This window comes from Mesorhizobium sp. CA5 (assembly GCF_020165105.1).
Taxonomy (GTDB): Bacteria; Pseudomonadota; Alphaproteobacteria; order Rhizobiales; family Rhizobiaceae; genus Mesorhizobium.
On the sequence record NZ_JAIUHJ010000016.1, the window covers coordinates 38,122 to 63,853 of the forward strand.

Annotated in this window: 25 protein-coding genes and 2 pseudogenes; 15 read left to right on the forward strand and 12 right to left on the reverse strand. The window is 65.7% G+C overall.

Annotated elements, in window-relative coordinates:
• Positions 1–47: 47 nt before the first annotated feature.
• From LB529_RS20300 to LB529_RS20320, 5 genes are all read left to right on the forward strand, one after another.
• Positions 48–245, forward strand: a complete 198-nt coding sequence (locus tag LB529_RS20300; protein WP_095767926.1) for a hypothetical protein — start codon at positions 48–50, stop codon at positions 243–245.
• 121 nt (positions 246–366) lie between these two features.
• Positions 367–1,707, forward strand: a complete 1,341-nt coding sequence (locus LB529_RS20305; RefSeq protein WP_224639906.1) for a PQQ-dependent sugar dehydrogenase — start codon at positions 367–369, stop codon at positions 1,705–1,707.
• A 351-nt stretch (positions 1,708–2,058) separates the two neighbouring features.
• On the forward strand, positions 2,059–2,676 hold the full coding sequence (locus tag LB529_RS20310) for a LysE family translocator (protein WP_140645935.1): 618 nt from the start codon (positions 2,059–2,061) through the stop codon (positions 2,674–2,676).
• A gap of 188 nt (positions 2,677–2,864) precedes the next feature.
• Entirely contained in the window at positions 2,865–3,845 is a 981-nt protein-coding gene (gene cysK / locus LB529_RS20315) for a cysteine synthase A (RefSeq protein ID WP_140847075.1), read from the forward strand.
• A 109-nt stretch (positions 3,846–3,954) separates the two neighbouring features.
• Entirely contained in the window at positions 3,955–4,584 is a 630-nt protein-coding gene (locus LB529_RS20320) for a glutathione S-transferase family protein (protein WP_224639904.1), read from the forward strand.
• On the opposite strand, the gene LB529_RS20325 is transcribed toward LB529_RS20320, so the two are convergent.
• Together LB529_RS20325 and LB529_RS20330 are read right to left on the reverse strand one after the other, a co-directional pair.
• Positions 4,581–5,828, reverse strand: coding sequence for an RNA polymerase sigma factor (locus LB529_RS20325; RefSeq protein WP_224712136.1), 1,248 nt, complete (start codon positions 5,826–5,828; stop codon positions 4,581–4,583). The two genes, LB529_RS20320 and LB529_RS20325, sit on opposite strands and share 4 nt — an antisense overlap.
• A gap of 6 nt (positions 5,829–5,834) precedes the next feature.
• Positions 5,835–6,206 carry a YciI family protein gene (locus LB529_RS20330; protein ID WP_224712137.1) on the reverse strand — a complete coding sequence of 124 codons (372 nt, stop codon included), beginning with the start codon at positions 6,204–6,206 and terminating at the stop codon, positions 5,835–5,837.
• 255 nt (positions 6,207–6,461) lie between these two features.
• Here LB529_RS20330 and LB529_RS20335 point away from each other — a divergent pair, with 255 nt between their 5' ends.
• The 3 genes from LB529_RS20335 (at position 6,462) to LB529_RS20345 (ending at position 10,154) form a co-directional block, all read left to right on the forward strand.
• Positions 6,462–7,421 carry a TAXI family TRAP transporter solute-binding subunit gene (locus LB529_RS20335; protein WP_224712138.1) on the forward strand — a complete coding sequence of 320 codons (960 nt, stop codon included), beginning with the start codon at positions 6,462–6,464 and terminating at the stop codon, positions 7,419–7,421.
• A 232-nt stretch (positions 7,422–7,653) separates the two neighbouring features.
• Positions 7,654–9,780, forward strand: coding sequence for a TRAP transporter permease (locus LB529_RS20340; protein WP_224712139.1), 2,127 nt, complete (start codon positions 7,654–7,656; stop codon positions 9,778–9,780).
• Positions 9,777–10,154 carry a DUF1850 domain-containing protein gene (locus LB529_RS20345; protein WP_224712140.1) on the forward strand — a complete coding sequence of 126 codons (378 nt, stop codon included), beginning with the start codon at positions 9,777–9,779 and terminating at the stop codon, positions 10,152–10,154. Before LB529_RS20340 ends, LB529_RS20345 begins: the two co-directional genes overlap by 4 nt.
• Positions 10,155–10,198: 44 nt before the next feature.
• Here LB529_RS20345 and LB529_RS20350 read toward each other — a convergent pair.
• The 4 genes and pseudogenes from LB529_RS20350 to LB529_RS20360 form a co-directional block, all read right to left on the reverse strand.
• A pseudogene (locus tag LB529_RS20350) lies at positions 10,199–11,791 on the reverse strand (DUF4166 domain-containing protein); the annotation flags it as partial.
• Positions 11,792–11,821: 30 nt separating this feature from the next.
• A pseudogene (locus LB529_RS20355) lies at positions 11,822–12,267 on the reverse strand (thiol-disulfide oxidoreductase DCC family protein).
• Between the two features lie 68 nt (positions 12,268–12,335).
• Complete coding sequence (locus LB529_RS29030) at positions 12,336–12,461, reverse strand: hypothetical protein (RefSeq protein ID WP_263481806.1); 126 nt, start codon at positions 12,459–12,461, stop codon at positions 12,336–12,338.
• 2 nt (positions 12,462–12,463) lie between these two features.
• A complete protein-coding gene (locus tag LB529_RS20360; protein WP_095770181.1) occupies positions 12,464–12,610 on the reverse strand; it encodes a hypothetical protein in 147 nt (48 codons plus the stop codon).
• A gap of 398 nt (positions 12,611–13,008) precedes the next feature.
• Between LB529_RS20360 and LB529_RS20365 the strand changes: the two genes are divergently transcribed.
• From LB529_RS20365 to ligD, 3 genes are all read left to right on the forward strand, one after another.
• The gene (locus tag LB529_RS20365) at positions 13,009–13,515 is read left to right on the forward strand and encodes a ferritin-like domain-containing protein (protein WP_095770182.1); all 507 of its coding nucleotides are present in this window, start codon (positions 13,009–13,011) and stop codon (positions 13,513–13,515) included.
• 81 nt (positions 13,516–13,596) lie between these two features.
• Positions 13,597–14,460 (forward strand): Ku protein, encoded by an 864-nt coding sequence (locus LB529_RS20370; protein ID WP_224712141.1) that lies wholly within the window; start codon positions 13,597–13,599, stop codon positions 14,458–14,460.
• 12 nt (positions 14,461–14,472) lie between these two features.
• The gene (gene ligD, locus LB529_RS20375; RefSeq protein WP_224526181.1) at positions 14,473–16,974 is read left to right on the forward strand and encodes a DNA ligase D; all 2,502 of its coding nucleotides are present in this window, start codon (positions 14,473–14,475) and stop codon (positions 16,972–16,974) included.
• Between the two features lie 236 nt (positions 16,975–17,210).
• On the opposite strand, the gene LB529_RS20380 is transcribed toward ligD, so the two are convergent.
• Positions 17,211–17,885 (reverse strand): ArsR/SmtB family transcription factor, encoded by a 675-nt coding sequence (locus LB529_RS20380; protein ID WP_224526183.1) that lies wholly within the window; start codon positions 17,883–17,885, stop codon positions 17,211–17,213.
• Between the two features lie 168 nt (positions 17,886–18,053).
• On the opposite strand from LB529_RS20380, the gene LB529_RS20385 reads away from it, so the two are divergent.
• Together LB529_RS20385 and LB529_RS20390 are read left to right on the forward strand one after the other, a co-directional pair.
• Positions 18,054–18,422: an NIPSNAP family protein gene (locus LB529_RS20385; RefSeq protein ID WP_224526185.1), complete on the forward strand. Its 369-nt coding sequence runs from the start codon at positions 18,054–18,056 to the stop codon at positions 18,420–18,422.
• Positions 18,419–18,763, forward strand: coding sequence for an antibiotic biosynthesis monooxygenase family protein (locus LB529_RS20390; RefSeq protein WP_224526188.1), 345 nt, complete (start codon positions 18,419–18,421; stop codon positions 18,761–18,763). The genes LB529_RS20385 and LB529_RS20390 overlap by 4 nt, the downstream gene beginning before the upstream one ends.
• 163 nt (positions 18,764–18,926) lie before the next feature.
• Here the strand turns inward: LB529_RS20390 and mbfA are convergent, their stop codons facing one another.
• Complete coding sequence (gene mbfA, locus LB529_RS20395; RefSeq protein ID WP_224526190.1) at positions 18,927–19,910, reverse strand: iron exporter MbfA; 984 nt, start codon at positions 19,908–19,910, stop codon at positions 18,927–18,929.
• 176 nt (positions 19,911–20,086) lie between these two features.
• On the opposite strand from mbfA, the gene LB529_RS20400 reads away from it, so the two are divergent.
• Together LB529_RS20400 and LB529_RS20405 are read left to right on the forward strand one after the other, a co-directional pair.
• Positions 20,087–20,410, forward strand: coding sequence for a hypothetical protein (locus LB529_RS20400; protein ID WP_095770189.1), 324 nt, complete (start codon positions 20,087–20,089; stop codon positions 20,408–20,410).
• Between the two features lie 318 nt (positions 20,411–20,728).
• Positions 20,729–21,706, forward strand: a complete 978-nt coding sequence (locus LB529_RS20405) for a threonine/serine dehydratase (protein WP_224526194.1) — start codon at positions 20,729–20,731, stop codon at positions 21,704–21,706.
• Between the two features lie 241 nt (positions 21,707–21,947).
• Here the strand turns inward: LB529_RS20405 and LB529_RS20410 are convergent, their stop codons facing one another.
• From LB529_RS20410 to LB529_RS20425, 4 genes are read right to left on the reverse strand one after another with little or no spacing between them, the layout of a single operon-like run.
• A complete protein-coding gene (locus LB529_RS20410; RefSeq protein ID WP_224606533.1) occupies positions 21,948–23,084 on the reverse strand; it encodes an ABC transporter permease in 1,137 nt (378 codons plus the stop codon).
• Positions 23,081–24,001 carry an ABC transporter ATP-binding protein gene (locus LB529_RS20415; RefSeq protein ID WP_224712142.1) on the reverse strand — a complete coding sequence of 307 codons (921 nt, stop codon included), beginning with the start codon at positions 23,999–24,001 and terminating at the stop codon, positions 23,081–23,083. Before LB529_RS20415 ends, LB529_RS20410 begins: the two co-directional genes overlap by 4 nt.
• A complete protein-coding gene (locus LB529_RS20420) occupies positions 23,998–24,951 on the reverse strand; it encodes an HlyD family secretion protein (RefSeq protein ID WP_224606536.1) in 954 nt (317 codons plus the stop codon). Before LB529_RS20420 ends, LB529_RS20415 begins: the two co-directional genes overlap by 4 nt.
• A complete protein-coding gene (locus LB529_RS20425; RefSeq protein ID WP_224712143.1) occupies positions 24,948–25,649 on the reverse strand; it encodes a CerR family C-terminal domain-containing protein in 702 nt (233 codons plus the stop codon). Before LB529_RS20425 ends, LB529_RS20420 begins: the two co-directional genes overlap by 4 nt.
• Positions 25,650–25,732: the final 83 nt, after the last annotated feature.

Consider the following 25,732-nt stretch of genomic DNA (forward strand, 5'->3'; position numbering starts at 1 on the left):
GGCCTGACCTGAACCTCGACACAGCTGAGGGTGCAAAGGAGAAGAACATGGCGCTGGAATCGCTCAAGGCCCAGATCAGCCTGCTGCTCGAGGAAATGGTGAACCAGCCCGAGGACGAGCACGAGATCCAGGAGCAGCTGCGCGAGAAATTGAGGGAGATGCGCGCCATGGGCCTGCCCCTGCCGGCTGATCTCGTCGAGTTGGAAAAGCGCCTCGACGACGATCTGGATGCCGAAGAGGCCTGAGGCCGGCAAGTCACGTGCGCGAGCTTCTCTTTTCGATCGTTAGCCCAATATGTTCTATCTCCGGGGCCTTATCGACTGAGGCACCCGAAGGCGGGACATAGTGGCAGAGACGGAGGACAGCATGATGCGGATCGCCGGCCTTGCGGGCCTCGCACTGGTTTTTGCCACGGCTGCCTTTGCGCAGCAGACCGATCAGCCCTTGCTCAGCGGCGAAAAAGCTTTCGGCGACTGGAAAGCCGACCGTCCGGGCGTGCGCCGGCTGCTGAAACCTGAGGATTTGCCGAAACCCGATATGACGGAATCCGCCTCCAACGGCGGCGGCGTCACCGATCGTCCCGAGGATGCCAAGCCAAAGCTTCCGCCCGGCTTTTCCGCCGAGCTGATCGCGTCGGGCGTCGACAGTCCGCGCGTCGTGCGGGTGGCGCCGAACGGCGACCTCTTCGTTGCCGACAGCCGGGCGAGCCAGGTGCGCGTCTATCGCCTCGCAGAAGGCAGCGCCAAGCCTGCACAGGAGTCGATCTTCGCCAAGGGCCTGACCCGGCCCTACGGCATCGCCTTTTATCCGCCGGGCGACAAGCCGCAATGGGTCTATGTCGCCAACAGCAACAGCGTCGTCCGCTTCCCCTATCGCGAGGGTGACCTGGAAGCGTCTGGCAAGCCGGAAACCATCGTCGCCAAAGTCCCCGCCAGCCACCACTGGACGCGCGACATCGCCTTCTCGCCCGACGGCAAGACGCTCTATCTGTCGGTCGGCTCCGGCTCCAATATCGCCGAGGACATGGGCGCGAAGCCGAAGGGCGGTGTCGAGGCGTGGACGAAATCGCAGCCGCTGGGCGAGGCCTGGGGTCCGGAACAGGGCCGCGCCGACGTGCTGGCCTTCGACCCCGACGGCAACAACCGCAGGACGGTCGCCACCGGCCTGCGCAACTGTTCCGGCATGACCATGCAGCCCGAGACAGGCGCGCTCTGGTGCGTCGTCAACGAGCGCGACGAGCTTGGCGACAACACCCCCTTCGAATATGCCACCGCCGTGAAGGAAGGCGCCTTCTATGGCTGGCCCTGGTATTATATCGGCGACAATGAGGACCCGCGCCACGAGGGCGCCCGCCCCGATCTCGCCGGCAAGGTCACGGTTCCGGACGTGCTGATGCAGGCGCATTCGGCGCCGCTCAACATCGCCTTCTATGATGGCGCCAACTTCCCGGCCGATTTTAAGGGCGACGCCTTCCTCACGCTGCACGGCTCGTGGAACCGCAATGTCCGCACCGGCTACAAGGTGGTGCGGCTGAGGTTCAAGGACGGCAAGCCGACCGGCGAATACGAGGACTTCGCCACCGGCTTCGTCATATCCGACGACGCGGTCTGGGGCCGGCCGGTCGGCGTCGCCGTGGCCAGCGACGGCGCGCTGATCCTGACCGAGGACGGCAACGGGACGATCTGGCGTATTACATATGGTGGGTAGCTCCCCCAACCTCGTCATTCCAGGGCGGAGCAGCCGCGAAGCGGCGTCGCGGAGACCCTGGAATCCATTCCGTGACCCTGATCAAAGAGTGCAGCGGCGCAGAATTCTGCACCGTTGTGGCGCTCGGAGGTCACGGAATGGATCCTCGGGTCTGCGCGCGTCGCTTCGCTCCTTGCTCCGCCCGTGGATGACGAGGTTGGGACGCTCCAGCCAATCTCCAAGGCGCCCGCCGGGCGACCGGCCAAATGCCCGTGCCAGTCGCGCTGGCGTAACGAATTCCAGTGCGAGGGAATTACCGTCGATCCGGCATCGTGATAAAAACCCAGCCCCACATACGCCAGGCCAGAACCAATGACACTCACCGGATTCCTTGCCTACAGCGCCGCGCTCGGCGTCGCCGCCGCCATTCCGGGCCCCGGCGTCACGGCGCTTGTCGCCCGCGCGCTCGGCTCCGGCTTCCGGTCCTCGCTCGCCATGTCGTTCGGCCTGATGCTCGGCGACCTCACCTATCTCACCGCCGTCGTGCTCGGGCTCGCCTTCGTCGCGCAGACCTTCGGCATGGTCTTCCTCGCCATCAAATGGGCCGGCGTCGCCTATCTCGCCTTCCTCGCCTGGCGCTTCTGGACAAGCGGCATCACGCCCGAGACCGTCGAGGCGCGGAAGGCCAAAGGCGGGCTGGTGTCGAGCTTCATCGCCGGGCTGACGGTGACGCTCGGCAATCCCAAGACGATGATCTTCTATCTCGCCATCACGCCGACCATCGTCGACCTGAAGACGATCACGCTCGCCGACTACGCGATTCTTGCGATGCTCACCGTGGCGGTTCTGTTCGTGGTGCTGGTGCCTTATCTGGCGCTCGCGGCCAAGGCGCGCTGGTTCCTGAAATCGCCGCGCGCGCTGAAGGTGCTGAACCGCACCGCCGCCGGCTTCATGATGGGCGCGGCTGCCGCCATAGCGGCGCGTCAATAGGTTCCAATCTCAACCGATCCCGGATTCGGCCAAACTATTCCTGAAACCCGGCTTGGCGGAAAATGCATTTCCGGCCGCGGGCGCTTTTGAGCAACCGCCCCACTCGGATATTTTCCAGCCTCAGCCTATCTTGCGCGGCTGAAAGCCTTATTCTGTCTGCCTGTGCCATTGCCTTGGGAGCGAAACCAATGAACAAGCCCGTCACCTCCGCGCGCGTGCCCGGCCGCGGCCGCGTCTTCAACTCGATCACGGAGACGATTGGCGACACGCCGCTGGTCAGGCTGGACAAGTTCGCGAAGGAAAAGGGCATCGTCGCCAACCTTCTGGCCAAGCTCGAATTCTTCAACCCGATCGCCTCCGTCAAGGACCGCATCGGCGTCGCCATGATCGAGGCGCTGGAGGAGGCCGGCAAAATTTCGCCCGGCAAGACCACGCTGATCGAGCCGACTTCCGGCAACACCGGCATCGCGCTCGCCTTCGCCGCCGCCGCCAAGGGCTACAAGCTGATCCTCACCATGCCGGAGACGATGTCGGTCGAGCGCCGCAAGATGCTGGCGCTGCTCGGAGCCGAGCTGGTGCTGACCGAGGGCCCGAAAGGCATGAAGGGCGCCATCGCCAAGGCCGACGAGCTCGCAGCCACGCTACCCAACGCCATCATCCCGCAGCAGTTCGAGAACCCGGCCAATCCCGAAATCCACCGCCGCACCACGGCCGAGGAAATCTGGAACGACACCAATGGCGAAGTCGACATCTTCGTCGCCGGCATCGGCACAGGCGGCACTATCACCGGCGTCGGCCAGGTGCTGAAGAAGCGCAAGCCTTCGCTGCACGTCGTGGCGGTCGAGCCGGAAGCCTCGCCGGTTCTGTCGGGAGGCCAGCCCGGCCCACACAAGATCCAGGGCATCGGCGCAGGCTTTGCGCCCAAAATCCTCGACACCTCGATCTATGACGAGGTCGTCAGGGTCTCGAACGAGGATTCGGTCGCCAATGCGCGTCTCGTCGCCCGGCTCGAAGGCGTTCCGGTCGGCATCTCGTCGGGCGCGGCACTCCAGGCGGCAATCGTCGTCGGCTCGCGGCCGGAGAACAAGGGCAAGACCCTCGTCGTCGTCATCCCCTCCTTCGCCGAGCGCTATCTCTCGACCATCCTGTTCGACGGGCTGGGGGCCTGAACGGACTGGACCGCTGAAAAGGCGCCGGTGGCATTCGTCGGCGGCTTGAGGCAGGCGCCGCTTCCGGCTCATATCGCCGCCGGCCCAATCGGCCGGTGGGAGGATTTTCATGTACAAGCTCTATACGCGCCCAAACAGCGGCGGCTTCGTCGCCGAGGCCGCGCTTGCCATGGCCGGCGTGCCCTTCGAGCAGATCGACGTGCCCAAGAAGGATCCGCCGGATCCGGCCTTCCTCGCCATCAGCCCTTTGAACCAGGTGCCCGTGCTGACACTGCCGGACGGTCATTCGCTGACCGAATCTGCGGCGATCTGCATCCTGCTTGCCGAGCGCCACCCTGAAGCTCGTCTCGCGCCGCAAGCGGGCTCGCCCGCCCGCGCCGATTTCCTGCGCTGGCTGGCTTTCATGTCGTCGGTGCTCTACCCGGCGGTGCTGCGGCTCTATTATGCCCATCGCTACACCGCCGATGGCGACGGCCTGCAGCCGGTTAAGCAGGCGGCGGTCGCCGAGATGGATCGCGGCTTTGCCATTCTCGATCAGGCTTTGGCCGGCCGCGACTGGCTGGCCGGCAAGACGCTGTCGCTGGCGGACATCTACCTCGTCATGCTGGTGGCCTGGCATCCCGAGGTCCAGAAGGCGCGCGGCGCCTGGCCGAACATCGAACGCCTGTGGGCGAGGCTGCGCGAGAATGAGCTGATGCGCAAGCTGAACGCATCGCACGAGATGTGGCCCGAAAGCTAGTTCCTGACGAGCTTCGCCTTCTCGCCCTGCAGGAAACGCCGCAGCGCGGCGTCGCGCTCGAGGCCGATCGCCCGGTCGTAGGATTCTGCCGCCTGCTTGGTGTTGCCGAGCCTGGCCAACAGCCCGGCGCGGGCCGCCCAATAGGGCTGGTAGTCCTGCAGCCGCTTGTCGTCGCCCAGCACGTAAAGCGCCGCTAGGCCGGCCGTAGCGCCCTCGGTTTCGGCGATCGCCACCGCGCGGTTGATCGCCACCACGGGCGAGCCGGCCACGGCCTGCAGCGCGTCATAGAGCTGGCGGATCGCCGCCCAGTCGGTGCCGCTGCCGCGCCGGCGTGCCGTATGGGCGGACTGCACGGCGGCTTCCAGCTGGTAGCGGCCGATGATCCCCCTTTGCGCGGCGCGCACCAGCAAGGCTTCCGCCTCGTCGATCAGGCTGTCGTCCCAGAGCGCGATGTCCTGCTCGGCTAAAGGCACGAAATCCCCCTCCGGGTCGCGTCTCGCCGAGCGGCGCGCCTCGGCGAAAAGCATCAGCGCCAGCAAGCCGAGCGCTTCCGGCTCGTCCGGCATCAGCGAGGCGACCAGCCGACCGAGCCAGATCCCTTCGGCGGCGAGATTGCGCCGCCGGCTGTCGGTGCCGGTCGGATCCGACCAGCCTTCGGCGAAGGTGGCGTAGATCGCCTCCAGCACCGCGCCCAGCCGCTCGCCGAGCTCCGCCTGCTCCGGCACGCGAAACGGAATCCCGGTCTCGCGGATGCGCGCCTTGGCCCGCACCAGCCGCTGGCCCATCGTAGCCGGCGAAACCAGGAAGGCCGAGGCAATCGTCGCGGCGTCGAAACCGAGGATCGTCTGCAGGATCAGCGGCGCGCGCACGCTGGCCTCGATCGCCGAATGGGCGCAGGCGAACATCAGCCGCAGCCGGTCATCGGGCAGGTCTTCGCCGCGCACGCGCTCCTCCATCTCTTCGGCGATCAGCTTCAGATGGTCGCGCGCCGCCTCGCCCGTCAGCCGCCGCCGCACGGCGTCAACGTCGCGCCGCCGCGCCACGGACAGAAGCCAGGCTTCCGGCTGCGCCGGCACGCCGGTTCGCGGCCAGCGTTCGAGCGCGGCCGCGAAGGCATCGGCCAGCGCGTCCTCGGCGCCGGCGACGTCGCGCGTGCGCGCCGCCAGCCAGGCGACCAGCTTGCCGTAGCTGCGCCGGGCGGCCGCCTCGGCCGCCGCCCGCGCGATCTCCGAGCGATCATCCATCGCGGGTCACTCCGCGGCGGCGACGTACTCTGCCATTTCCCAGATCGGCCGCAGCTCGACCGTGCCGGTGCTGGACGCCGGGCAGCGCGCGGCCCATTCGATGGCCGTGTCGATATCCGCCGCTTCGATCATGTAGAAACCAGCCAATTGCTCCTTGGTGTCGGCATAGGGGCCGTCGAGCACGTTGGTCTTGCCGTTCGCCATCCGCACCGCGGTGGCCGCCTGCGTCGGGCGCAACCGCTCGCCGGCGATATATGCGCCGGATTTCTTCAGCGCCTCGGTATAGGCGCCATAGGCCGCGAGCACCTGCTGGGTCTGCTCCTTCGACACGTTCGCCATCGCGGCCTCGTCATTGTAGATCAAAAGCATGTAACGCATGGAAGTTCTCCCGTTTTCTTGAAGGCCGCATCGTCGCGTGCCGACCTATGTCGTGCGGCATCGGCCGATTTCGACAGGCGTCTTGAAAATCTTTCGCCCCCAAAGCCATCGAGCGCAAGCCGTCGTTCGCCGCTACTCAACCATTGGTCTAACGCACGCAATTGCGGGTTGGCATTTGCCTTCCGCCGTCTAAACTCGTCGCAGGCTCGCCAGGAGGGGCGGATTGCGGGCCAGCATTTCAGGGAGGAAATCGCGATGTTCAATTTCAGGACCAAGCTTGTTGCCGCCGGCGCGCTGGCCTTGGCGCTCGGCCTTGGCGCCGTGTCGGCCGGGGCGCAGGAATTCATCAATGTGCTCACCGGCGGCACGTCTGGTGTCTACTATCCGCTCGGGGTCGCCCTGTCGGAGATTTACGGCAAGGGCATCGAAGGCGCCCGCACGCAGGTTCAGGCGACCAAAGCGTCGGTCGAGAACCTCAACCTGCTGCAGCAGGGCAAGGGCGAGATCGCCTTTGCGCTCGGCGATTCGGTCAAGATGGCTGCCGAAGGCAACACGGAGGCCGGCTTCCCGGGCAAGCTCGACAAGTTGCGCGGCATTGCCGCGATTTATCCCAATTACATCCAGATCGTCGCCAGCCAGGACTCCGGCATCAAGACGCTCGCCGACCTCAAGGGCAAGAGCCTGTCGGTCGGCGCGCCTGCCTCCGGCACCGAGCTCAACGCGCGCGCCATCTTCGCCGCCGCCGGTCTAAAATACGAGGATCTCGGACGGGTCGAATACCTGCCCTTCGCCGAGTCGGTCGAGCTGATCAAGAACCGCCAGCTCGACGCCACCTTGCAGTCGGCCGGCCTCGGCGTCGCTTCCATCCGCGATCTCGCCACCTCGATTCCCATCAACGTCGTCGCCGTGCCGGCCGAGGACGTCGCCAAGATCGGCGCGCCCTATCTTTCCGTGGTTATCCCGAAAGGCACCTATGAAGGCCAGACGCAGGATGTCGCGACCGCCGCGGTCGGCAATTTCCTGATTACCCGGGCCGACGTCTCCGACGAGACCGCCTACCAGATGACCAAGCTGCTGTTCGAGCATCTCGACCAGCTGGTGGCCGCCCATGCCGCCGCCAAAGCGATCGATCCGGCCAAGGCGCTGGACGGCATGCCGGTGGCGCTGCATCCCGGCGCGGAGCGCTATTACAAGGAAAAAGGGCTGCTGAAGTAGAAAGAGTGGTGCGACTAGCTGAGATGTCTTCGCCAAGCACCCCCCTCTGGCCTGCAGGCCATCTCCCCCGCAAGGGGGGAGATTGGCTGTCGCCGCGCGCTTCGCCAATCGCCGATGTAGCAGGAAGAGCGCCGTCATTGACGCTTCCGATCTCCCCCCTTGCGGGGGAGATGCCCGGCAGGGCAGAGGGGGGTGCCTCGCACTGTCATTCGTTCATCCTGGAGCCCGTCGGATGACCGAAGCCAAGCCCGCAACAACAAGCGACGGCAACCCGCCCACGTTCCATCTTCCCGTCGCCGAGGAACAAGTCGAAGGTCTGCCGCCTGGTTTTGGCGAAGGCCTCGCCGGCAAGGCGGCCTTCCTGATTGCGGTCGCCTTTTCCGTCTTCCAGATCTACATCGCCGCCTATGGCAGCCTGCCCAGCCAGGTGGTGCGGGCCATGCATGTCGGCTTCCTGCTGCTGCTCGGTTTCGGCCTGATCGCCAATCTGCGCGCCAGGAGCGCCGCGGCGAAGGTGGGCTTCTGGGTGCTTGGCGTGCTGGGATTCGCCACCGGCCTCTACAATTGGGTCTTCTATGCCGACCTCATCCGCCGCTCCGGCTTCCTCACCACGCCGGACCTGATCGTCGGCGCACTGCTGGTGGTGCTGGTCTTCGAGGCGGCGCGGCGGCTGATGGGCCTGCCGCTGGCGGTCATCGCCTTCATCTTCCTCGCCTATTGCTTCGTCGGCAATCATTTGCCGCCGCCCTTCATCCATCGCGGTTATGATTTCGCGCAGCTTGTCGACACCTTCGCCTATGGCACCGAAGGCATATACGGCACGCCGGTCTATGTTTCGGCGGCCTATATCTTCATCTTCGTCGTCTTTGCCGCCTTCCTCGAACGGGCCGGCATGATCGCGCTGTTCAACGATTTCGCGCTCGGTCTCGTCGGTTCGTGGCGCGGCGGCCCGGCCCAGGTCTGCGTGCTGTCCTCGGCGCTGATGGGCACCATCTCCGGTTCGGGCGTCGCCAATGTCGTCGCCAGCGGCCAGTTCACCATCCCGCTGATGAAGCGCTTCGGCTTCCGCTCCGCCTTCGCCGGCGCGGTCGAGGCGACCTCCTCGATGGGCGGCCAGATCATGCCGCCGGTGATGGGAGCCGTCGCCTTCATCATGGCCGAGACCCTGAACATCCCTTACGCCGAGGTGGTCAAGGCGGCGGTCATCCCGGCGCTCCTCTATTTCGGCGCCTGCTTCTGGCAGGTGCATCTGGAGGCCGGCAAGGCCGGCCTGCACGGCATGGCCAAGGCGGAGTTGCCCAATCCCTGGGAAGCGGTCAGGAAGCACTGGCCGCTCGTGCTGCCGCTCGCGGTGCTGGTCTATCTGCTGTTTGCCGGCTACACGCCGATCTTCGCCGGCACGATGGGCCTTGCGCTGACCATCGTGCTCATCCTCGGCACGCCGCTGGCAGCGTTGATCGGGCCGTTCGCCTTTCGCCTCGTTTTCTGGCTGGCGCTCGGTCTTGCGGCGGCATCCTTCATGCGCTTCGGCGTCAATGTGCTGAGCCTCGTCATCGCAGCGCTCGTCATCGCCTGCCTCGCCTTCAAGGGCGGACGCGAGACGCTGCGCATTTGCGTCGATTCGCTTGCCGAAGGGGCGAAGAACGCCCTGCCCGTCGGCATCGCCTGCGCCATTGTCGGCATCGTCATCGGCACGCTGACGCTCACCGGCATCGCTTCCACCTTCATCGGCTGGATCATCTCGATCGGCGAGAACAATCTGTTCCTGTCGCTGGTGTTGACCATGCTCACCTGCCTGATTCTCGGCATGGGTATTCCGACCATCCCGAACTACATCATCACCTCCTCGCTTGCCGGCCCGGCGCTGCTGTCGCTCGGCGTGCCGCTGGTGGTCAGCCACATGTTCGTCTTCTATTTCGGCATCATGGCGGACCTGACCCCGCCGGTGGCGCTCGCCGCCTTTGCCGCAGCACCCATGGCCAAGGAAAGCGGCCTCAAGATCGGCATCCAGGCGACCAAGCTCGCCATTGCCGGCTTCGTTGTGCCGTTCATGGCCGTCTACACGCCGGCCTTGATGCTGCAGGACGCCGGTCCCATCGCGGCGTCGTTCGGCTATCCCGTCGAGGTCGGCTATATCCTCATGAAGGCCTGCATGGGCATCGTGCTCTGGGGCGCCGCCGCCGTCGGCTTCCTCGCCCGCCGCATGGCCTGGTGGGAGCGTCTCGTCGCGTTCTGCGCCGGCCTGCTGCTGGTGGCCGCATTGCCGCTCACCGACGAGACCGGCTGGGCGCTGGCGTTTGTCTGGATCGGCTGGCACTGGTGGCGCGCCCGCCGGCTGTCCACGGCGGGGACCGCATGAGCCTGTGCATCCTTGCCGCCGGCAAGACGGTGACGCTTGCCGTCGCCGCCTTCACGCTGTCCTGGACGCATTCGGTGGAACGGACGCGCTGGCAGGAGGATTGGAAAGTGTCGCCGGCCGGGCTGCAGGCCGTCGAGGCGCGGGTCAAGGGCTCCGGCGCCGGCATGGAGCCGCCGGAGGGCTCGGTGCTGCGCAGCGGCTGGTGGGTCTATGCGCCACGGATCGGACCCCAGCCGCGCCTGGTGCTCGCGGCGTCCGGCGCCACCGGGAAGGGTTGGACGCTGTGCACGGCCGCCGGCTGCCGCGAATTGGGCGAGACGGCCGGCGAACCCACCGTGCTCGAACCGTGCGGCGGCTCGAGCCAGCCGCGGTAGCGCACGATCAGCCCGGCGACCGGGTGCGATATCTCGACATGGAAGCGGAAGCGGCCGTCCTCGACGGTTTCGTACGCGGTCGAGCGCGGACAAAGCCACATCGGCAGCGGCAGGCCGAGAAAGCTCCAGCGGCGCAGCACGAGCGACAGGCGGTTCTTGCCCGCCACCAACGCCATGGCGAAGGTGAGCGGGCCGAAGCGCTCGCAAAGCAGCCGCTCCGATCGGCCACGCCCGGCAAACTGCCGGCTCGAAAAACCGTACGTTGCGAAAGTCCGCGTCCAGGTCTCGCCGTGCCCGTCGGCAGCGAAACGCACCTTGACGGGGACATCGGCCGCGCCAGGTGGGAAGCCGGCCATGCGGGCGGCAAGCCGGCTAAGAATGCCGCCGCCGCGTTCGATGCTGGCGCGTCCATTCGCCATCGCCGCTCCCTCATGCATGGCGCGGATTTGAGCCGGAAGGCTTTCCCACGCATCGCCGAGCAGATCGAGATAGAGCGCCTTCCCTTTGCCGGCGTCGTCCCTGAAGCCGGTGTAGATCGTCTTGTCGGCGAACAGCGCTTCATAGTCCGTGAGCTCGACGTCGTGCACCGCCGCCCGCGCGCCCGGCCCGGGCATGCGGCCGTCGAGCGCCTTGCAGACGATCGCCGCGACCGCCATGGACGGGATCAGCGGCCCGTCATCGCCCTCGGCCAACAGGTGCCAGGACCGTTTGATCGGCCTGCCGACCTCGTCCACGCCGTCGACCTCGACGAACATGCCGCCGCGATGCTCGCCCCATGACAGCCGGTTGGTCGCCCAATGCATCAGCGGCGCCAGCGGCGACAGCGACCGCACCAGGCCAGCGCGGACCAGCCAAGCCAGGCCGATCAGCGCCCGGTGCAGCAGCTCGGGCACCGGGCCGGCGCCCATCCAGATCATCTTCGTTTCCGGCCACAACGCCTGCAGCGCGCGCAAATCCGGCACGTCGACCAGCGAGAACAACGTGTTTCTCAACGGCACGCGCCCGGGCGGCGCGATCGTATAGCGCATCTGCTCGGTGAGCGGATAACCTTCGGCCGGTCTGCCGCCCCGCAGCATCTGCACCGGCCGGCCGGCATAGCTTGCAATGGCGCGGATGACGTTCTCGCCGACGCCGGCGAAGGGCGACGGTGCGATGCCGCCGCGGATGCTGTCGACGCGCGCCATGCCGGCCGAAAGGCGTCGCACGACCGCCGCCGTCAGCACAGGAAAGCTCGACACGCCGGAGAGCACCATCACGCCGGCCGCCTTAGCCGCCGCGTCGAAGGCTGATACCCCGGCGACGAAGTCCGAACCGTCGGCAAGGTCGAGATAGTGGATGCGCGCACCGATACAGGCTTGGATCAGCCGGTAGCGCCCCTCGCCATAGGCCTGGAACGGACCGCTGGCGTCGACCACGATGTCGGGCAGCATGCCGGCGAGTTGCGCGGCAAGGTCGCCGTCGCGGTCGAATGCCGTCGGCACAAGCCTGGCCTCGGTCGCGCCCCGTCCTTTGCAGTAAGCCTCGGCCCTGGCGAGCGACCGGCCGGCGATGATGAGCTCGAGGCGTGGCTCGTTCTCCAGCAATCGGACGATGCGTCCGCCGAAGGTGCCGTAGCCGCCGACGATGAGAAGCTTCATGCCTTGCCCCCAAGCCTGCCGTAACCCCCGTCAGCCGATCAATCGCTCCCGCAACTCGGCCAAAGGTATCTCGCAACTGTCTTTCCGGCCGAACAGCGCGTAGCGGTTCTTGGCGACGCGGTCATAGAGCCAGTCGCGCAGCGGCCGCGGCAGGATGAGCAGCGCCTTCGCGGCGCGCCATGGCCAGCCGAGCGCGGCCATGACGGCGACGAAGCTGTCGAGCTTCGTGTAGGCGGCGCCGTCGATGATGGCGAGGTTGCTGTCGTAGTCGTCGGTCGGCAGGCCGTGCTCGCGAAACAGCGCCTCGCCGAGCGGCGACTGCGCGGTGGCGAAGCGGAAACGTTTTTCCGGTCGAGCTTGAGGATGAGCTGGACTAAGCCCGAGCAGAACACGCAGACGCCGTCGAACACGATCAGCGGCTGGCGGGCGTCATAGGCCCGGCGCGGCAAGATGGGACGTTCGGGCAGGTCGGTCATGGCGGCCCCGGCTGCTTGTGACCCTAGGCACTAAGCTAGGGGAGACACTAAGGCAGCCGGCGGCGGCGTCAAAGTCGCGGCGTTGTCGCACGCCAGTTGCCGGCGAGCGTCAAGCGCTCGGCGCGATAGGTGGTGGCGCGCTGGTCGGCGGCCGGCCGGCAGATGCGGCCATGGTGGGCTCGTTCGCGGGTCATGATCAGTTCACGCCGACGCCTAGCGAGTTGCCGCGGCGCGCGCAGGCCGGGCCTGGGCCGCGCATGTAATAGCGCTCCGGCCGATAGGTCGGCGCGACGAATTCGCGAATGGCTGCGGCATAGCCGGCGATGTGATTCCAGAAGTTCATTTTACCTGGTCCCTGTCCCGCTTTCGGATGTCCCGTCCGAATTGTTCGAGAGCATAGCTTCGAGGCGTGAATAGTCGGTGAACGTGATGTTAATTTCTGGTCCGAAACACGTTGCTTCGTGGCGGGATTGCGGCTGATTCGGGGTCTTTCGGCGCCTTTCGTCGCGATTCCGCTCCGTGTGACTTTTGCATCACATATGTTTCGTTCCGATGTCGCTTGCGCGCGCATCTGTTTCACGTCCGGCCGGTGACAGGGAATTTCCTTTCGTGCGCCTGGTCGGGCAGGAACCTGTCCCGGAACACGACGTTGACCCCTCAAGGCCGGGGGCGAACCGGCCGTGTTGGCGGCCCTCTGCCGCGCAACTTCCCGACAATGCGAAACATGGAAAGGCAACCGCCATGGGCTTCTTTTCGAAAGACATCAAGACGCTGGACGACCTCTTCATCCACACGCTGCGCGACATTTATTATGCCGAGAAGCAGATCGAGAAATCGCTGCCGAAGATGATCGACAAGGCGACCGATCCGCAATTGAAGGGCGGCTTCGAGAAGCATCTCGCGCAGACCAAGGGTCACATCGAGCGGGTCGAGCAGGTGTTCGAGCTGCACGGCGTCAAGGCCAAGACCGTCAATTGCCCTGCCATCGACGGCATCCTCGCGGAGGCTGACGAAGTCAGCGGCGATGTCGATGACAAGGAGGTTCTGGACGCTGCGCTGATCGCCTCCGCCCAGGCCGTCGAGCACTATGAGATAACGCGCTACGGCACGCTGATCGCCTGGGCCAAGCAGCTCGGCCGCAGCGACTGCGCCAACGTGCTGGCCAAGAACCTCAAGGAAGAAGAGGCGACGGACCGCAAGCTCACCGAGATCGCGGAAAGCAAGGTCAACCTGCAGGCCGCCGAATAGCAGGCTGCGTGGCCAGCCCTCCCGGAACCCAAGCGAACCCCTGTCCGTTGCGATTGAAACCGCATCGCGCAGGAGTTCGCAATGGCACCACGCCCGGCTTGGAAGGGCTATCTCAAACTGTCGCTGGTCACATGCGCCATCGAGCTCACCAACGTCGTGACCCATGCCGAGAAAGTCTCTTTCCGCATCCTCAACCGCAAGACCGGCAACGCCGTCAAGCGCATCTATGTCGATGCGGGCACCGGCAAGCCGCTTGAGGAGGGCGACGAGGTCAAGGGCTATGAGGTGAGCGACGGCGACTTCGTCCATATCGAGGAGGACGAGATCGAGGCGGTGCAGATCGAATCCTCACACACGATGAGCCTCGACGGCTTCGTCGAGAAATCCTCGATCGAGCAGATCTACCTCGACACGCCCTACTATGTTTCCCCGGCGGACGAGGTGTCGCAAGAAGCCTTCGCCGTCATCCGCGACGCGATGGCGGCCAGGAAGATGGCGGGACTTGCGCGCATCGTGCTTTATCGGCGCGAGCGGCCGGTGGCGATCGAGCCGCTCGGCAAGGGCATGGTGCTGACCACCTTGCGCTACGACGACACGGTGCGCCGGCCGGCGACGGTGTTCGAGGACATCGCGGCGGCGAAGACCGACAAGGAGATGATCGACCTGGCCCAGCACATCATCGACGGCAAGAAGACGAAGTTCGACCCGTCGAAATTCGACGACCGCTACGAGGAGGCGCTGCTTGAGCTGATCCGCGCCAAAAAGGCGGGCAAGAAGGCGCCCAAGGCCAAGGCGCAGCCAAAGCCGTCCAATGTGGTCAACCTGTTCGATGCGTTGAAGAAGAGCCTGAACGCGGAAGGCGGCGGCAAAGCCGGCAAGGCCACATCGAAAGCGGCGGCCGGGAAAAGCAAGAGCAAGGCCGCGCCAAAACGCAAATCCGCATAGGAGGATGGCGGCATGGCCGGCCTCGAGCAGTATCACGCCAAGCGCGACTTCAAGAAGACCGCCGAGCCGGCCGGCAAGGTCGGCAGGCAAAAGCAAGGCGGCGGCATCTTCGTCGTCCAGAAGCATGCCGCCACGCGGCTCCATTATGATTTCCGGCTTGAGCATGACGGCGTCTTGTGGAGCTGGGCGGTGACGCGCGGCCCGAGCCTCGATCCGCATGAGAAGCGGCTGGCCGTGCATGTCGAGGATCACCCGATCGACTACGCGTCTTTTGAAGGGACCATTCCGAAGGGCCAATATGGCGGCGGCTCGGTGATCGTCTGGGACGAAGGCAAGTGGACGCCGGATGGCGATCCGGCCAAGGGCATGAAGAAGGGCCATATCGACTTCGAGCTTGAGGGCCACAAGCTCAACGGCCGCTGGCATCTGGTCAGGCTGCGGCCCCGCCCGGGCGAGAAGCGCGACAACTGGCTGCTGATCAAATCCGACGATGCCGCCGCCCGGCCCGGCGAGGATGTTCTCGAGGAGGAACCGAAGTCGGTGAAGTCGGGCCTGACCATCGAGGAGGTGGGCGAAGGCAAGACCGCCAGGGGGCAGACACCGAAAGTCTGGCAATCCAACAGGCCGGCTGCCGCCAAGACCAAGGCCGGGCCTGGCAAGCGTCTCGAATTCATCGAGCCGCAGCTGGCGACGCTGGAAAAGGATGCGCCCGCCGGCGAGGACTGGCTGCATGAAGTCAAATTCGACGGCTACCGCATGCAGGCGCAGATCGCCGGCAGCGAGGTCAGGCTGCTCACTCGCGCCGGTCTCGACTGGACGGACAAATTCGATGGTCCGGTCACCGCTGCGCTTGCCAGGCTGAAATGCCGCGACGCCATCATCGACGGCGAGATCGTGGTTTTGGCCGACAGCGGCGTGTCGTCCTTCCCGTTGCTGCAGGCGGACCTGTCGGCCCGCCGCGCCGACCGCTTCGTCTACTATGTCTTCGATCTGATGCGGCTCGACGGCAGGGACCTGCGCCGCGAGCCCTTGGTCGAACGCAAGCAGGCGTTGGCAGAGCTGCTGGGCCAGCAGCCCGACCATTCGGCGCTGCGCTTCAGCGACCATTTCCACGAGCCGGGCAAGGTCATGCTGCAGCATGTCTGCCGGATGGGCCTGGAAGGCGTGGTGTCGAAACGCGCCGACGCGCCCTACCGCAGTGGGCGGGGGCTCTCCTGGATCAAATCCAAATGCACGCTGCGCCAGGAATTCGTCATCGGCGGCTATCTGCCCTCGGACAAGACCGGGCGCGGCCTGCGCTCGCTGCTGGTCGGCTTCAACGAAGGCGGCAAGCTGCACTATGCCGGCCGTGTCGGCACCGGCTTTTCCGGCAAGGTGATGACGGATTTGAAGAAGAAGCTCGACGGCCTCAAGGCGACGGCCTCGCCGTTCTCGGCCGCCGTGCCCAAGGGCAAGGGCCTCACCTTCGTCAAGCCGGAACTTGTCGGCGAGGTGGAGTTCCGCAGCTGGACTTCCGACCGTATAATCCGGCACGCCTCGTTCCAGGGGTTGCGCGAGGACAAGCCGGCGGAGGAAGTCGTGCAGGAACAGCCGAAGAAGGCCGAAACCGGGGCGAAGCCGGGTGCAAAGACCGCACCGAAACCCTCGGCCGGAACGGCGAAGACCTCGATCAAGCTCTCGCATCCCGACAAGCTGCTATGGCCCGACGAAAAGGTTTCCAAGCGGGACCTGCTCGATCATTACGCGCTGGTCTGGCCGCGCATGGCAGAATTCGTCGTCAACCGGCCGCTGAGCCTGGTGCGGGCACCGGACGGCATCCACGGCCAGCGCTTCTTCCAGAAACACGCCTCGCCCGGCATGAGCGACAAGATCGCCAGGATGAAGGACCCGACCGATGGCGAGGAGATACTGTTCATCAAGGATTTCGACGGGCTGGCCGCGCTTGTCCAGTACGGCGTGGTCGAGGTGCACATCTGGGGCTCGACGATCGATAAGCTGGAAAAGCCGGACCAGATCATCTTCGATCTCGATCCCGATGAAGGCGTCGATGTCGGCCGCGTGCGCGAGGCGGCGCTCGACATCCACGAGCAGCTCAACGAGCTGTCGCTGCCGAACCTGGTCAAGACCTCAGGCGGCAAGGGTTATCACGTGCTGGTGCCGCTGAAACCCTCGGCGGAGTGGGACGAGGTCAAGGATTTCGCCCATGACTTCGCCCGCGCGCTCGAGCAGGCCGCGCCCGACCGCTACACGGCGACGCTGTCGAAGAAGGCGCGCACCGGCAAGATCTTCGTCGACTATCTGCGCAACGGCAGGGGCTCGACCACCGTCGCGCCCTATTCCTCGCGCGCCAAGAAGGGCGCGACGATATCGATGCCGGCGACCTGGCCGGAGATAAAGAAGGGCCTGGCGCCGAATGCGTTCCCGCTTGGGGATAAGACGACGCTGAACGAGCTGAAGAAGGCCGACCCGTGGAAGGAGTTCTTCAAGCTGGGGAAGCCACTGAAGCGGGGGTAGGTTTGCGTGGACGGCAGAGCCGGCAAAGCCGCGATCCTTCGCGCCCCCCTCTGGCCTGCCGGCCATCTCCCCCTCTAGGGGGGAGATTAATCGCTCAGCCGGTTTCGCCAATCTCCAACTTGCAAGAATGGCGGAGCGCCAGAACTGCCAATCTCCCCCCTTGAGGGGGAGATGGCCGGCAGGCCAGAGGGGGGCGCCTCGCGCCAACATTGCGAAGGTATCGCTTGCGCGTGACCCTACGCCAGAAACACCCGCTCAAACTCCTGCTTGCCCGTCGGCGAGAACACCACGGCGCGGCTGTCCTTTTCGCGCCGCGCCCATTTCTCGGCGATGATCTTGTCGAGGATGGCCGCACCAAGCGTGCCGGCGAGGTGCGATCGCCGCACGCTCCAGTCGAGGCAGGCGCGGCAAACCGGCCGCCGCGCCTTGACACCGGTCTCAATGCCGAGCGCGGAAAAATGCGCGGCCCCGGACGGCGAGAGCCTGATCTGGTTGTCGCCGCGCAGCAAAAGCTTCCTGTCGAGCAGCCGGTCGAGCATCGCCACCGCCTGCTCGCCGGCCAGGTGATCGTAGCAGACCCTCGCCACGCGCATGGCCGCGTCGCGCGGTCCCGGCCGCACACGCTTCGGGCCGACCGCTTCGGCGACGCCGATGATCGCCTCGATCATGCCGGCCACCTGCGCGCCGGCGAGACCGTAATAGCGGTGTCGGCCCTGGCTGGCCAAAGTCAGCAAGCCGCCATCCATCAGCTTCGACAGATGCGAGGAAGCGGTGGGCAGCGACACACCCGCTTCCAGCGCCAGTTCCGACGCGGTCAGCGCCGTACCGCCCATGAGAGCGTTGAGCATGTTGGCGCGGGCCGGGTCGCCGACCAGGCTGGCGATGCGGGCGATGTCGGGTCCTTCACGCATGGTTCGATCCTCATCGAAGCATTCCTGTCAGGGAAGCACTATTCTGCGGTCGGCTCAAGCAGCGCGGCAAACTCTCCTGACAGGAGAATGCCTAGCACAAAGGCACAAGCGATGTTTCGACCGCGGTCGAACCGTCGTCGTCCAAAATCAGCCGACGAGGAGACCGACATGACCATCACCTGCTTTATCCGCTACGAGATCGACCCGTTCGGCAAGGCGGCCTTCGAGCAATATGCGCGGGCCTGGGGCCAGGCCATTCCGCGCTGCGGCGCCGACCTGATCGGCTATTACGCCCCGCATGAAGGCTCGGCCACCACGGCCTATGCCGCCTACAACATCGAGAGCCTCGCGGCCTATGAAGGCTATCGCGCCCGGCTTGCCGCCGACCCGGCGGGCAAGGCAAATTACGAATTTGCCAGGCGCGAGAAATTCATCTTGAAGGAAGATCGCGTCTTCCTGAAGCTGGTGTCGGGGCCGCATGGGCCGAGACAGGTCTTTCGCACCGACGTGGTTGTCAAGGAGGGGGTCGAGACATGATCGCTGTCATCTTCGAGGTGGAGCCGGCGGAAGGCGAGCGCGATGCCTATCTCGGCACCGCCGCCGAGCTTAAGCCGCTGCTCGAGAGCATAGACGGCTTCATCTCGGTCGAGCGCTTCCAGAGCCTGACCGACCCGAGGCGGGTGCTGTCGCTGTCCTTCTGGCGCGACGAGGAAGCGGTGAAAGCCTGGCGCAACACCGAAGAGCACCGGCAGGCGCAGAAAGCCGGCCGCGGCGGAATCTTTGCCGGCTACCGTCTGCGCATCGCCCATGTCATGCGCGACTATGGTATGGAGGAAAGGGCCGAGGCGCCGCAGGATAGCCGCGAGGTGAATGGGTAGGCTCCCCCTTCTCCCCTTGTGGGAGAAGGTGGATCGGCGCGCAAGCGCCGAGACGGATGAGGGGTGTTCCAGCGGAGTGAGACGCTTGCTTTCCCTGGAGCACCCCTCATCCGTCGCCTTCGGCGACACCTTCTCCCACAAGGGGAGAAGGAGAGCGCCGGCGCTACGCATTGCCGATCAGCACGCCCGCCCCGAACACCAGCGCGCCGCCCAGCACCACCTGGAAGGCGGCGCGCCAGAAGGGGGTCTGCATGTAGCGGTTCTGGACGAAAGCGATCGCCCAGAGCTCGAAGAACACCACCACCGCCGCCACGGCAGTGGCCGTCCAGAAATGCGGGATCAGGTAGGGCAGCGCGTGGCCGAGACCGCCCAGCGAAGTCATCAGGCCGACCGTCAGCCCGCGCTTGATTGGCGAACCGCGCCCCGACAACTTGCCGTCGTCAGAGGCGACCTCGGTGAAACCCATCGAGATGCCGGCGCCGATCGAGGCGGCGAGGCCGACCAGAAGCGTCTGCCAGGTGTCGTGCGTGGCGAACGCCGCGGCGAAGATCGGCGCCAGCGTCGACACAGAGCCGTCCATCAGCCCGGCCAGCCCGGGCTGCACATAGGTGAGGATGAACTGGCGCTGCTCGGCCGTCGCCTCCTCCACCTTGACGGTTCCCGGCACATGCTGCTGCTCCAATTCATGCGCCGAGCTTTCATGACCCTGCTCGGCCGCGGCGAGGTCATTGAGCAGCTTGCGCGTCGAGGCGTCGGTGGTGCGCTTGGCCGCCTCGACATAGAAGCGATAGGCCTGCCGCTCCATTTCCTCGGCCTGCCGCCGCACATGCTCGATGCCGAGCGGCCTCACCAGCCAGTCCGGCTTGCGCTCGAAATAGCCTTTCACATGCTCGCGCCGGATCAGCGGGATGCGCTCGCCGAAGCGCTTGCGGTGAAGCTCGATGAGCGAATCGCGATGGCCGTCCTCTTCCTCGGCCATCGCCTCGAACACTTTTGCCGAGTGCGGAAAGTCCTGTGCCAGGCCATCGGCATAAGCGCGGTAGATGCGTCCGTCATCCTCCTCGGAAGAGATCGCCAGCGCCAGGATCTCCTGCTCCGAAAGCGAATCGAAGGAACGGCGGCCGAAGCCGAAAACACGGGAAAGCATGATGGGATCACTCTAGTTTAGAATTGTTCTAAACTATGATCTTGGCAGTTGAAGGTCAATTGCCAACGGCGCGGGCTGCGGGCGCGCGAACGCTGATCGCGCGAGGCCAAACCCTTCATTATTGCCGAATGTTTGCCTATATAACTGACCGCCACCGAAATTGAAGGACGCCCGGCATGACGGACAAGAAGCCCCCGCACGCATTTGACGCCAAGCCGGTTCTCGATCTCATCGCCAGCATCGAGGCCGACCTGCAGCGCCTGAAAGGTCTTGTCGAGGAACAGCTCGATAAATTCGACCCCGCCAATCCGCACAACAAGACGCCGGACGGCAAGCTGACCGAGGAAGGCGCCGAGTGCTGCTACCGCATGTTCGACGAAGGCAAGTCGCGCTACACGGTTTCGCAGCAGATGAAGATATCCTTCGCCGCCGCCACCCACCGCTTCAACTCCTGGCGCAAGCTGGGCGGCAGCAAAAGGACGAAGACGCTGCTGGGGTGAACCTGCGCTTTCGTCATCCTCGGGCTTGACCCGAGGATCCATGCCGTGACTTCTGCCGTAGAATGCGGCGGTGCAGAACAATCGTTCCAAATTCGCTGTGAACGGCGACCCAATTCTGGTCCGCTTTCGCGCGTCACGGACGTCACGGCATGGATTCCAGGGTCTGCGCGCGTCGCTCCGCTCCTTGCTCCGCCCTGGAATGACGAAGGTGACAGCCGCTGGCGCATCTTCCAAAAGCTTGTCTCCATGACATTTTTTCGTTGGCGCGACGCCTCGGTTTGCGTGCACCATGACGGGGCTCATCCCGCGAGGCTCATCATGCTCACCCTGCCCGGCATCTCCGACATCCGCGCCGCCGCCGAGCGGCTTTCCGGCCTGATCGTCGAAACGCCGCTCATCGAATCGCCCGAGCTCAACGAGCGCTATGGCGGCCGCATTCTGTTCAAGCCCGAGACGCTGCAGCGAACCGGCTCCTTCAAGATTCGCGGCGCCTATAACAAGCTGTCTACCCTGAGCGAGGAAGAGCGCGGCCGGGGCGTCGTCGCCTTCTCCTCCGGCAACCACGCGCAAGGCGTGGCGGCCTCGGCCGCCATGTTCGGCGCCAAGGCGGTGATCGCCATGCCGGCCGATGCGCCGGCGCTCAAGGTCGGCAATGTCCGCAAGATGGGCGCCGAAGTGGTGCCGTTCGACCGTTACAAGGACGACCGCATGACGGTCGTTCGCCCCTATATCGAAAGGGGCATGGCGCTGGTGCCGCCCTTCGACGATCCGGCGATCATCGCCGGCCAGGGCACGATCGGCCTGGAACTGATCAAGCAGGCGAAAGCGCTTGGCGCAGCGCTCGACGCCGTCGTCGTTCCTTGCGGCGGCGGCGGCCTGTCGAGCGGCATTTCCGTCGCGGTCAAGGACGCTTCGCCGAGCACGCAAGTTTGGGCGGTCGAGCCCGAGCATTTCGACGACACGCGCCGCTCGCTGGCCAAGGGCGAGCGGGTCGCGAACGAGCCCGGCCACAGCTCGATCTGCGATGCGCTGCTCACCGCCGAGCCGGGCGCCATCACCTTCGAGATCAACCGCCGGAATCTCGCCGGCGCCATCGCCGTCTCCGACAAGGCCGCCGCCCAGGCGATGCGTGACGCGATGGCCTATCTCAAGCTGGTGGTCGAGCCCGGTGGCTGCGTCGCTTTTGCCGCGCTGTCATCCGGCGAGATCGACCTTGCCGGCAAATGCGTCGCCGTGGTGCTCTCCGGCGGCAATGTCGATTTCGGCACCTATGCGGAGATCATGGCGGCGGCATAGAGGCGCGGCCTGCACGCGAGAATCGTTGTGATCCTTCGCGCCCCCCTCTGTCCTGCCGGACATCTCCCCCACAAAGGGGGGAGATTGGCAGTTTCGGCGCCTCGCCATCTCTGCAACGTTTGAGGTTGGCGACGGTCGGCGAGGCGTCCGATCTCCCCCCTTGTGGGGGAGATGGCCGGCAGGCCAGAGGGGGCGCTGTCCCGCCAGCCTTAGGCTTTTGTGCGCAAGATTTTCCGTGATCTCAATCCAGCGTTCGCCTGAAGCGCACCAGCGCTACCCCGGCAAACAATGCCACGAACACGACCAGCCAGCCGACTTCCGTCGCCACCGCCGGCAGCTCCGCCCCTTTCAGCATGACGGCGCGGGTGATGCGCAGAAAATGGGTCAGCGGGAAGATCTCGCCAAAGGTCTGCGCCCAGCCCGGCATGCCGCGATAGGGGAACATGAAGCCCGACAGCATGATCGAGGGCAGGAAGAAGAAGAAGGTGAGCTGCAGCGCCTGCATCTGCGTGCGCGCGATCGTCGAGATCGTGTAGCCGAGCAGCACCAGCGACAGCACGAACACCAGCACGGTCGACAGCAGCAGCGACAGCGACCCCATGAAGGGAATGGCAAACAGAAGCTTCGCTGCCGCCAGCACCACCACCACCTGCACTGCGCCCACCACCAGGTAGGGCAGCACCTTGCCCATCATGATCTCGAGCGGGCTCGACGGCATGGCCAGCAGGTTTTCCATCGTGCCGCGCTCGGTCTCGCGCGTCAGCGCGATCGAGGTCATCATCACCATCGTCATCTGCAGGATGACGCCGAGCAGGCCGGGAACGATGTTGTATTGCGATATGCCCTCGGGATTGTAGCGCCGGTGCACGACGACATCGAGCTGGCCGCGCGCCGCCTCCTTGGCCGTTTCCTCAGTGCCCTGTGCCCTGAGCAGCGCCTGGCCGGCCACAGTGCTCAGCGTCGAGATCGCGCCGCTGGCCACCGCCGGGTCGGTGGCGTCGGCCTCGATCAGGATCTGCGGGTTGTCGCCGCGCTCGACGCGGCGGGCGAAATCGGCGGGGATGGTGACGACGAAGGAGACGTCGCCGCGCGCCATCAGGAACTCGGCTTCCGCCGCACTTTGCGCGACATGGTCGAAGCGGTAGTAGCCGGTGGTCTGCAGCGCCGAGACCATCGCCCGCGTGTAGGGATCGCTGCTGGTCGCCACCAGCGCGGCCGGCAGGCTCTTCGGGTCGTTGTTGATCGCATAGCCGAACAGCACCAGCTGGATCAGAGGCACGCCCAGCATCATGGCGAAGGTGATGCGGTCGCGCCGCATCTGGATGAATTCCTTGATGAGCAGCGCGCCCAACCTGGCGAAGGAGAAGACCGCTTTCATGCCATATTGTCCTTCGAGCCGGCCATGAACTGGATGAACACATCCTCGAGGCTGGTCTCGCCTGGCTTCACGGTGACGCCCTTGTGTTCCTTCTCGACGTCGGCCAGCGCCTTTTCGAGCGCCGTCTTGTCGGAGCCGACGACATGCAGCGTCGCGCCGAACGGCGCCACCTGGTCGACGCCGGGCCGGCCCTGCAGCGCCTCGGCCACCTGGTCGAGCCGCGGCCCCTGCAAGACGAAGGTGGTCAGCCCGGCATTCTTCACCACCTCGTCCACGGTGCCGGTGGCGAGCATCTTGCCGTAGGAGATGTAGCTGATGCGGTGGCAGCGCTCGGCCTCGTCCATGTAGTGGGTGGAGACGAGCACGGTCAGCCCGCCGCCGGCAAGGCGATGGATCTCGTCCCAGAACTCGCGCCGGGCCTTCGGATCGACGCCGGCCGTCGGCTCGTCGAGCAGCAGCAGCTTCGGCTCGTGCATGATGCAGGCGGCCAGCGCCAGCCGCTGCTTCCAGCCGCCGGAAAGCGTGCCGGCCAGCTGGTTGCGGCGGCTGGCCAGTCCGAGATCCTGAAGCGTGCGCGAGACATACTCCTCGACCGGCCTCAGCCGGTAGAGCCGCGCCACGAATTCGAGGTTCTCGCCGATCGTCAGATCCTCGTAGAATGAGAATTTCTGCGTCATGTAGCCGACTTCGCGCTTGATCTTGAGCGCGTCGGTGCGGATGTCGAAGCCCAGCACCGTGCCATCGCCTTCGTCCGGCGTCAAAAGCCCGCACATGATACGGATGGTCGTCGTCTTGCCCGAGCCGTTCGGCCCGAGGAAGCCGACGATCTCGCCTTCGGCGACCGTCATCGTCACATGGTCGACGACGGTCTTGTCGCCGAAGCGCTTGACCAGGCCGCGAACGTCGATGGCGTTCATTGCCCCAGATCCGCAAGATCGACATCGACGATCTGACCGGGCTGCAGCGGTCCCGCATCGCCCTCCGGCCGCGCCTCGACGAGATAGACCAGCTTCTGCCGGTTCTCCAGCGAGTAGATCACCGGCGGCGTGAATTCGGGGTCGGGCGAGACATAGCTGACGCGTGCCTTCAGTCCCGTCCCGCAGCCGTCGCAACGGACGTTGAGCTCGGTGCCGACCTTGACCGCCGAGAACGCGCTTTCGGGCACATAGACGCTGAGCTTCACGGCGCCGTCCGGCAGCATCGAGATCACCGGCGCGGTCGGCCCGGCTGTGTCGCCTGGATTGCGGATGACGTCGTTGACGCGGCCAGGCGAGGGCGCCGCCAGCACCCGCTTCGACAGCCGCCACTCGGCCTGCTCAAGGGTCGACCGCGCCTGCTTGACCTGGTTGTCGGCGGCCTTGATGGTCTCGGCCCGCGCCGGCAGATTGCCGACGGCGAGATTGGCTTCCGCCTGGCCGACCTGGGCATTGGCGGTCTCCAGCGAAGCCGAGGCGGTGTCGTAATCGGCCTGGGTGCCGGTGCCGCGCTTGTAGAGGTCGCTGGCGCGGTCGTATTTGCGCTTGGCGTCGGCTGCCTGGGCCTTGGCCATGTCGACCTCGGCCTTGAGCACGGCGATTTCCTCGGGGCGCTTGCCGACCTGAAGGTCGGCAAGCTGCGCCTGCGCCTGCGCAAGCGCGGCTTTAGCCTGCGCAACCTCGATCTTGGCGTCGGCGTCTTCCAGCGTCGCCACCGCCGTGCCGTTCTCAACGCGGTCGCCGCGCCGAACCGACACCGTCGCCACCTGGGCCACTTCGATCGGCGCCATCAGCACATATTCGCCTTCGACATAGCCGACGGCCAAAGGTGCGGCCGGCGCGCAGGCGCCGAACAATTGGGCCGCGAGCGGCAGCGAACAAAGAAAGCTCATGATTTGCCCTTCTTGCCGGCGGCCCCCCGCGCGGCCAGCATTGCCCTGAGGTTGTCGGTTGCGACCGCCACCACCTTGGCGGCCTCTTCATTGCCGATGTCGCGCCAGCCCATCCGGCGCATCACCGCCTCGCGGCCGATGCGGAAATAGATGACCTGGCCGATCATGGTGAAGACGGTAAGCTTGGTCGCTTCGCTCTCGGCCGGCTCGCCGGTCGCCTGTTCCCAGACCTGGCACAGCCGCCGGTGCGTCGGCTCGAACACGCCGTCATAGATGCGGTCGAGCGCGGCGGTCGGATGCGAGAGCTCGCGAAGTACGAATTGTACGATCTCGCCGGCCTGCGGACTGGCCACGACGAAACCCACCATCCGCTCGAGCGCCGCGAAAAGCTGCGCTCGGGCTGCTTCCGGGTCCAGGGGAGCCGTTGCTTGCACGCCGCCCAGCGCCTGGCCGGCAATTCCCTGGATGGTGTCGACGATGAAGTCGGCAGCGGCGGCGCGCAGGCCCTCCTTGCCGCCGAAATGATAGGCGATGGAACCGATATTGGCCTTGGCCTCGGCCGCGATCTCCCGCGTCGAGGTGCCGTCGAAACCCTTTCGCCCGAACAGCCTGAGCGCCGCGTGGACAAGCGCCGCGCGCGTTTGATCGGCGGTGCCCACCTCGCGCTGCGGCCTTCTTGCGATTGATCGTTTGTTCATGCCCGCACTTTAATCAATCGATTGATTAAAGTCAAATTTGACTCCGGCTCGGCTTGCCTTCCCGACCCTCACAGGCTTTAGTG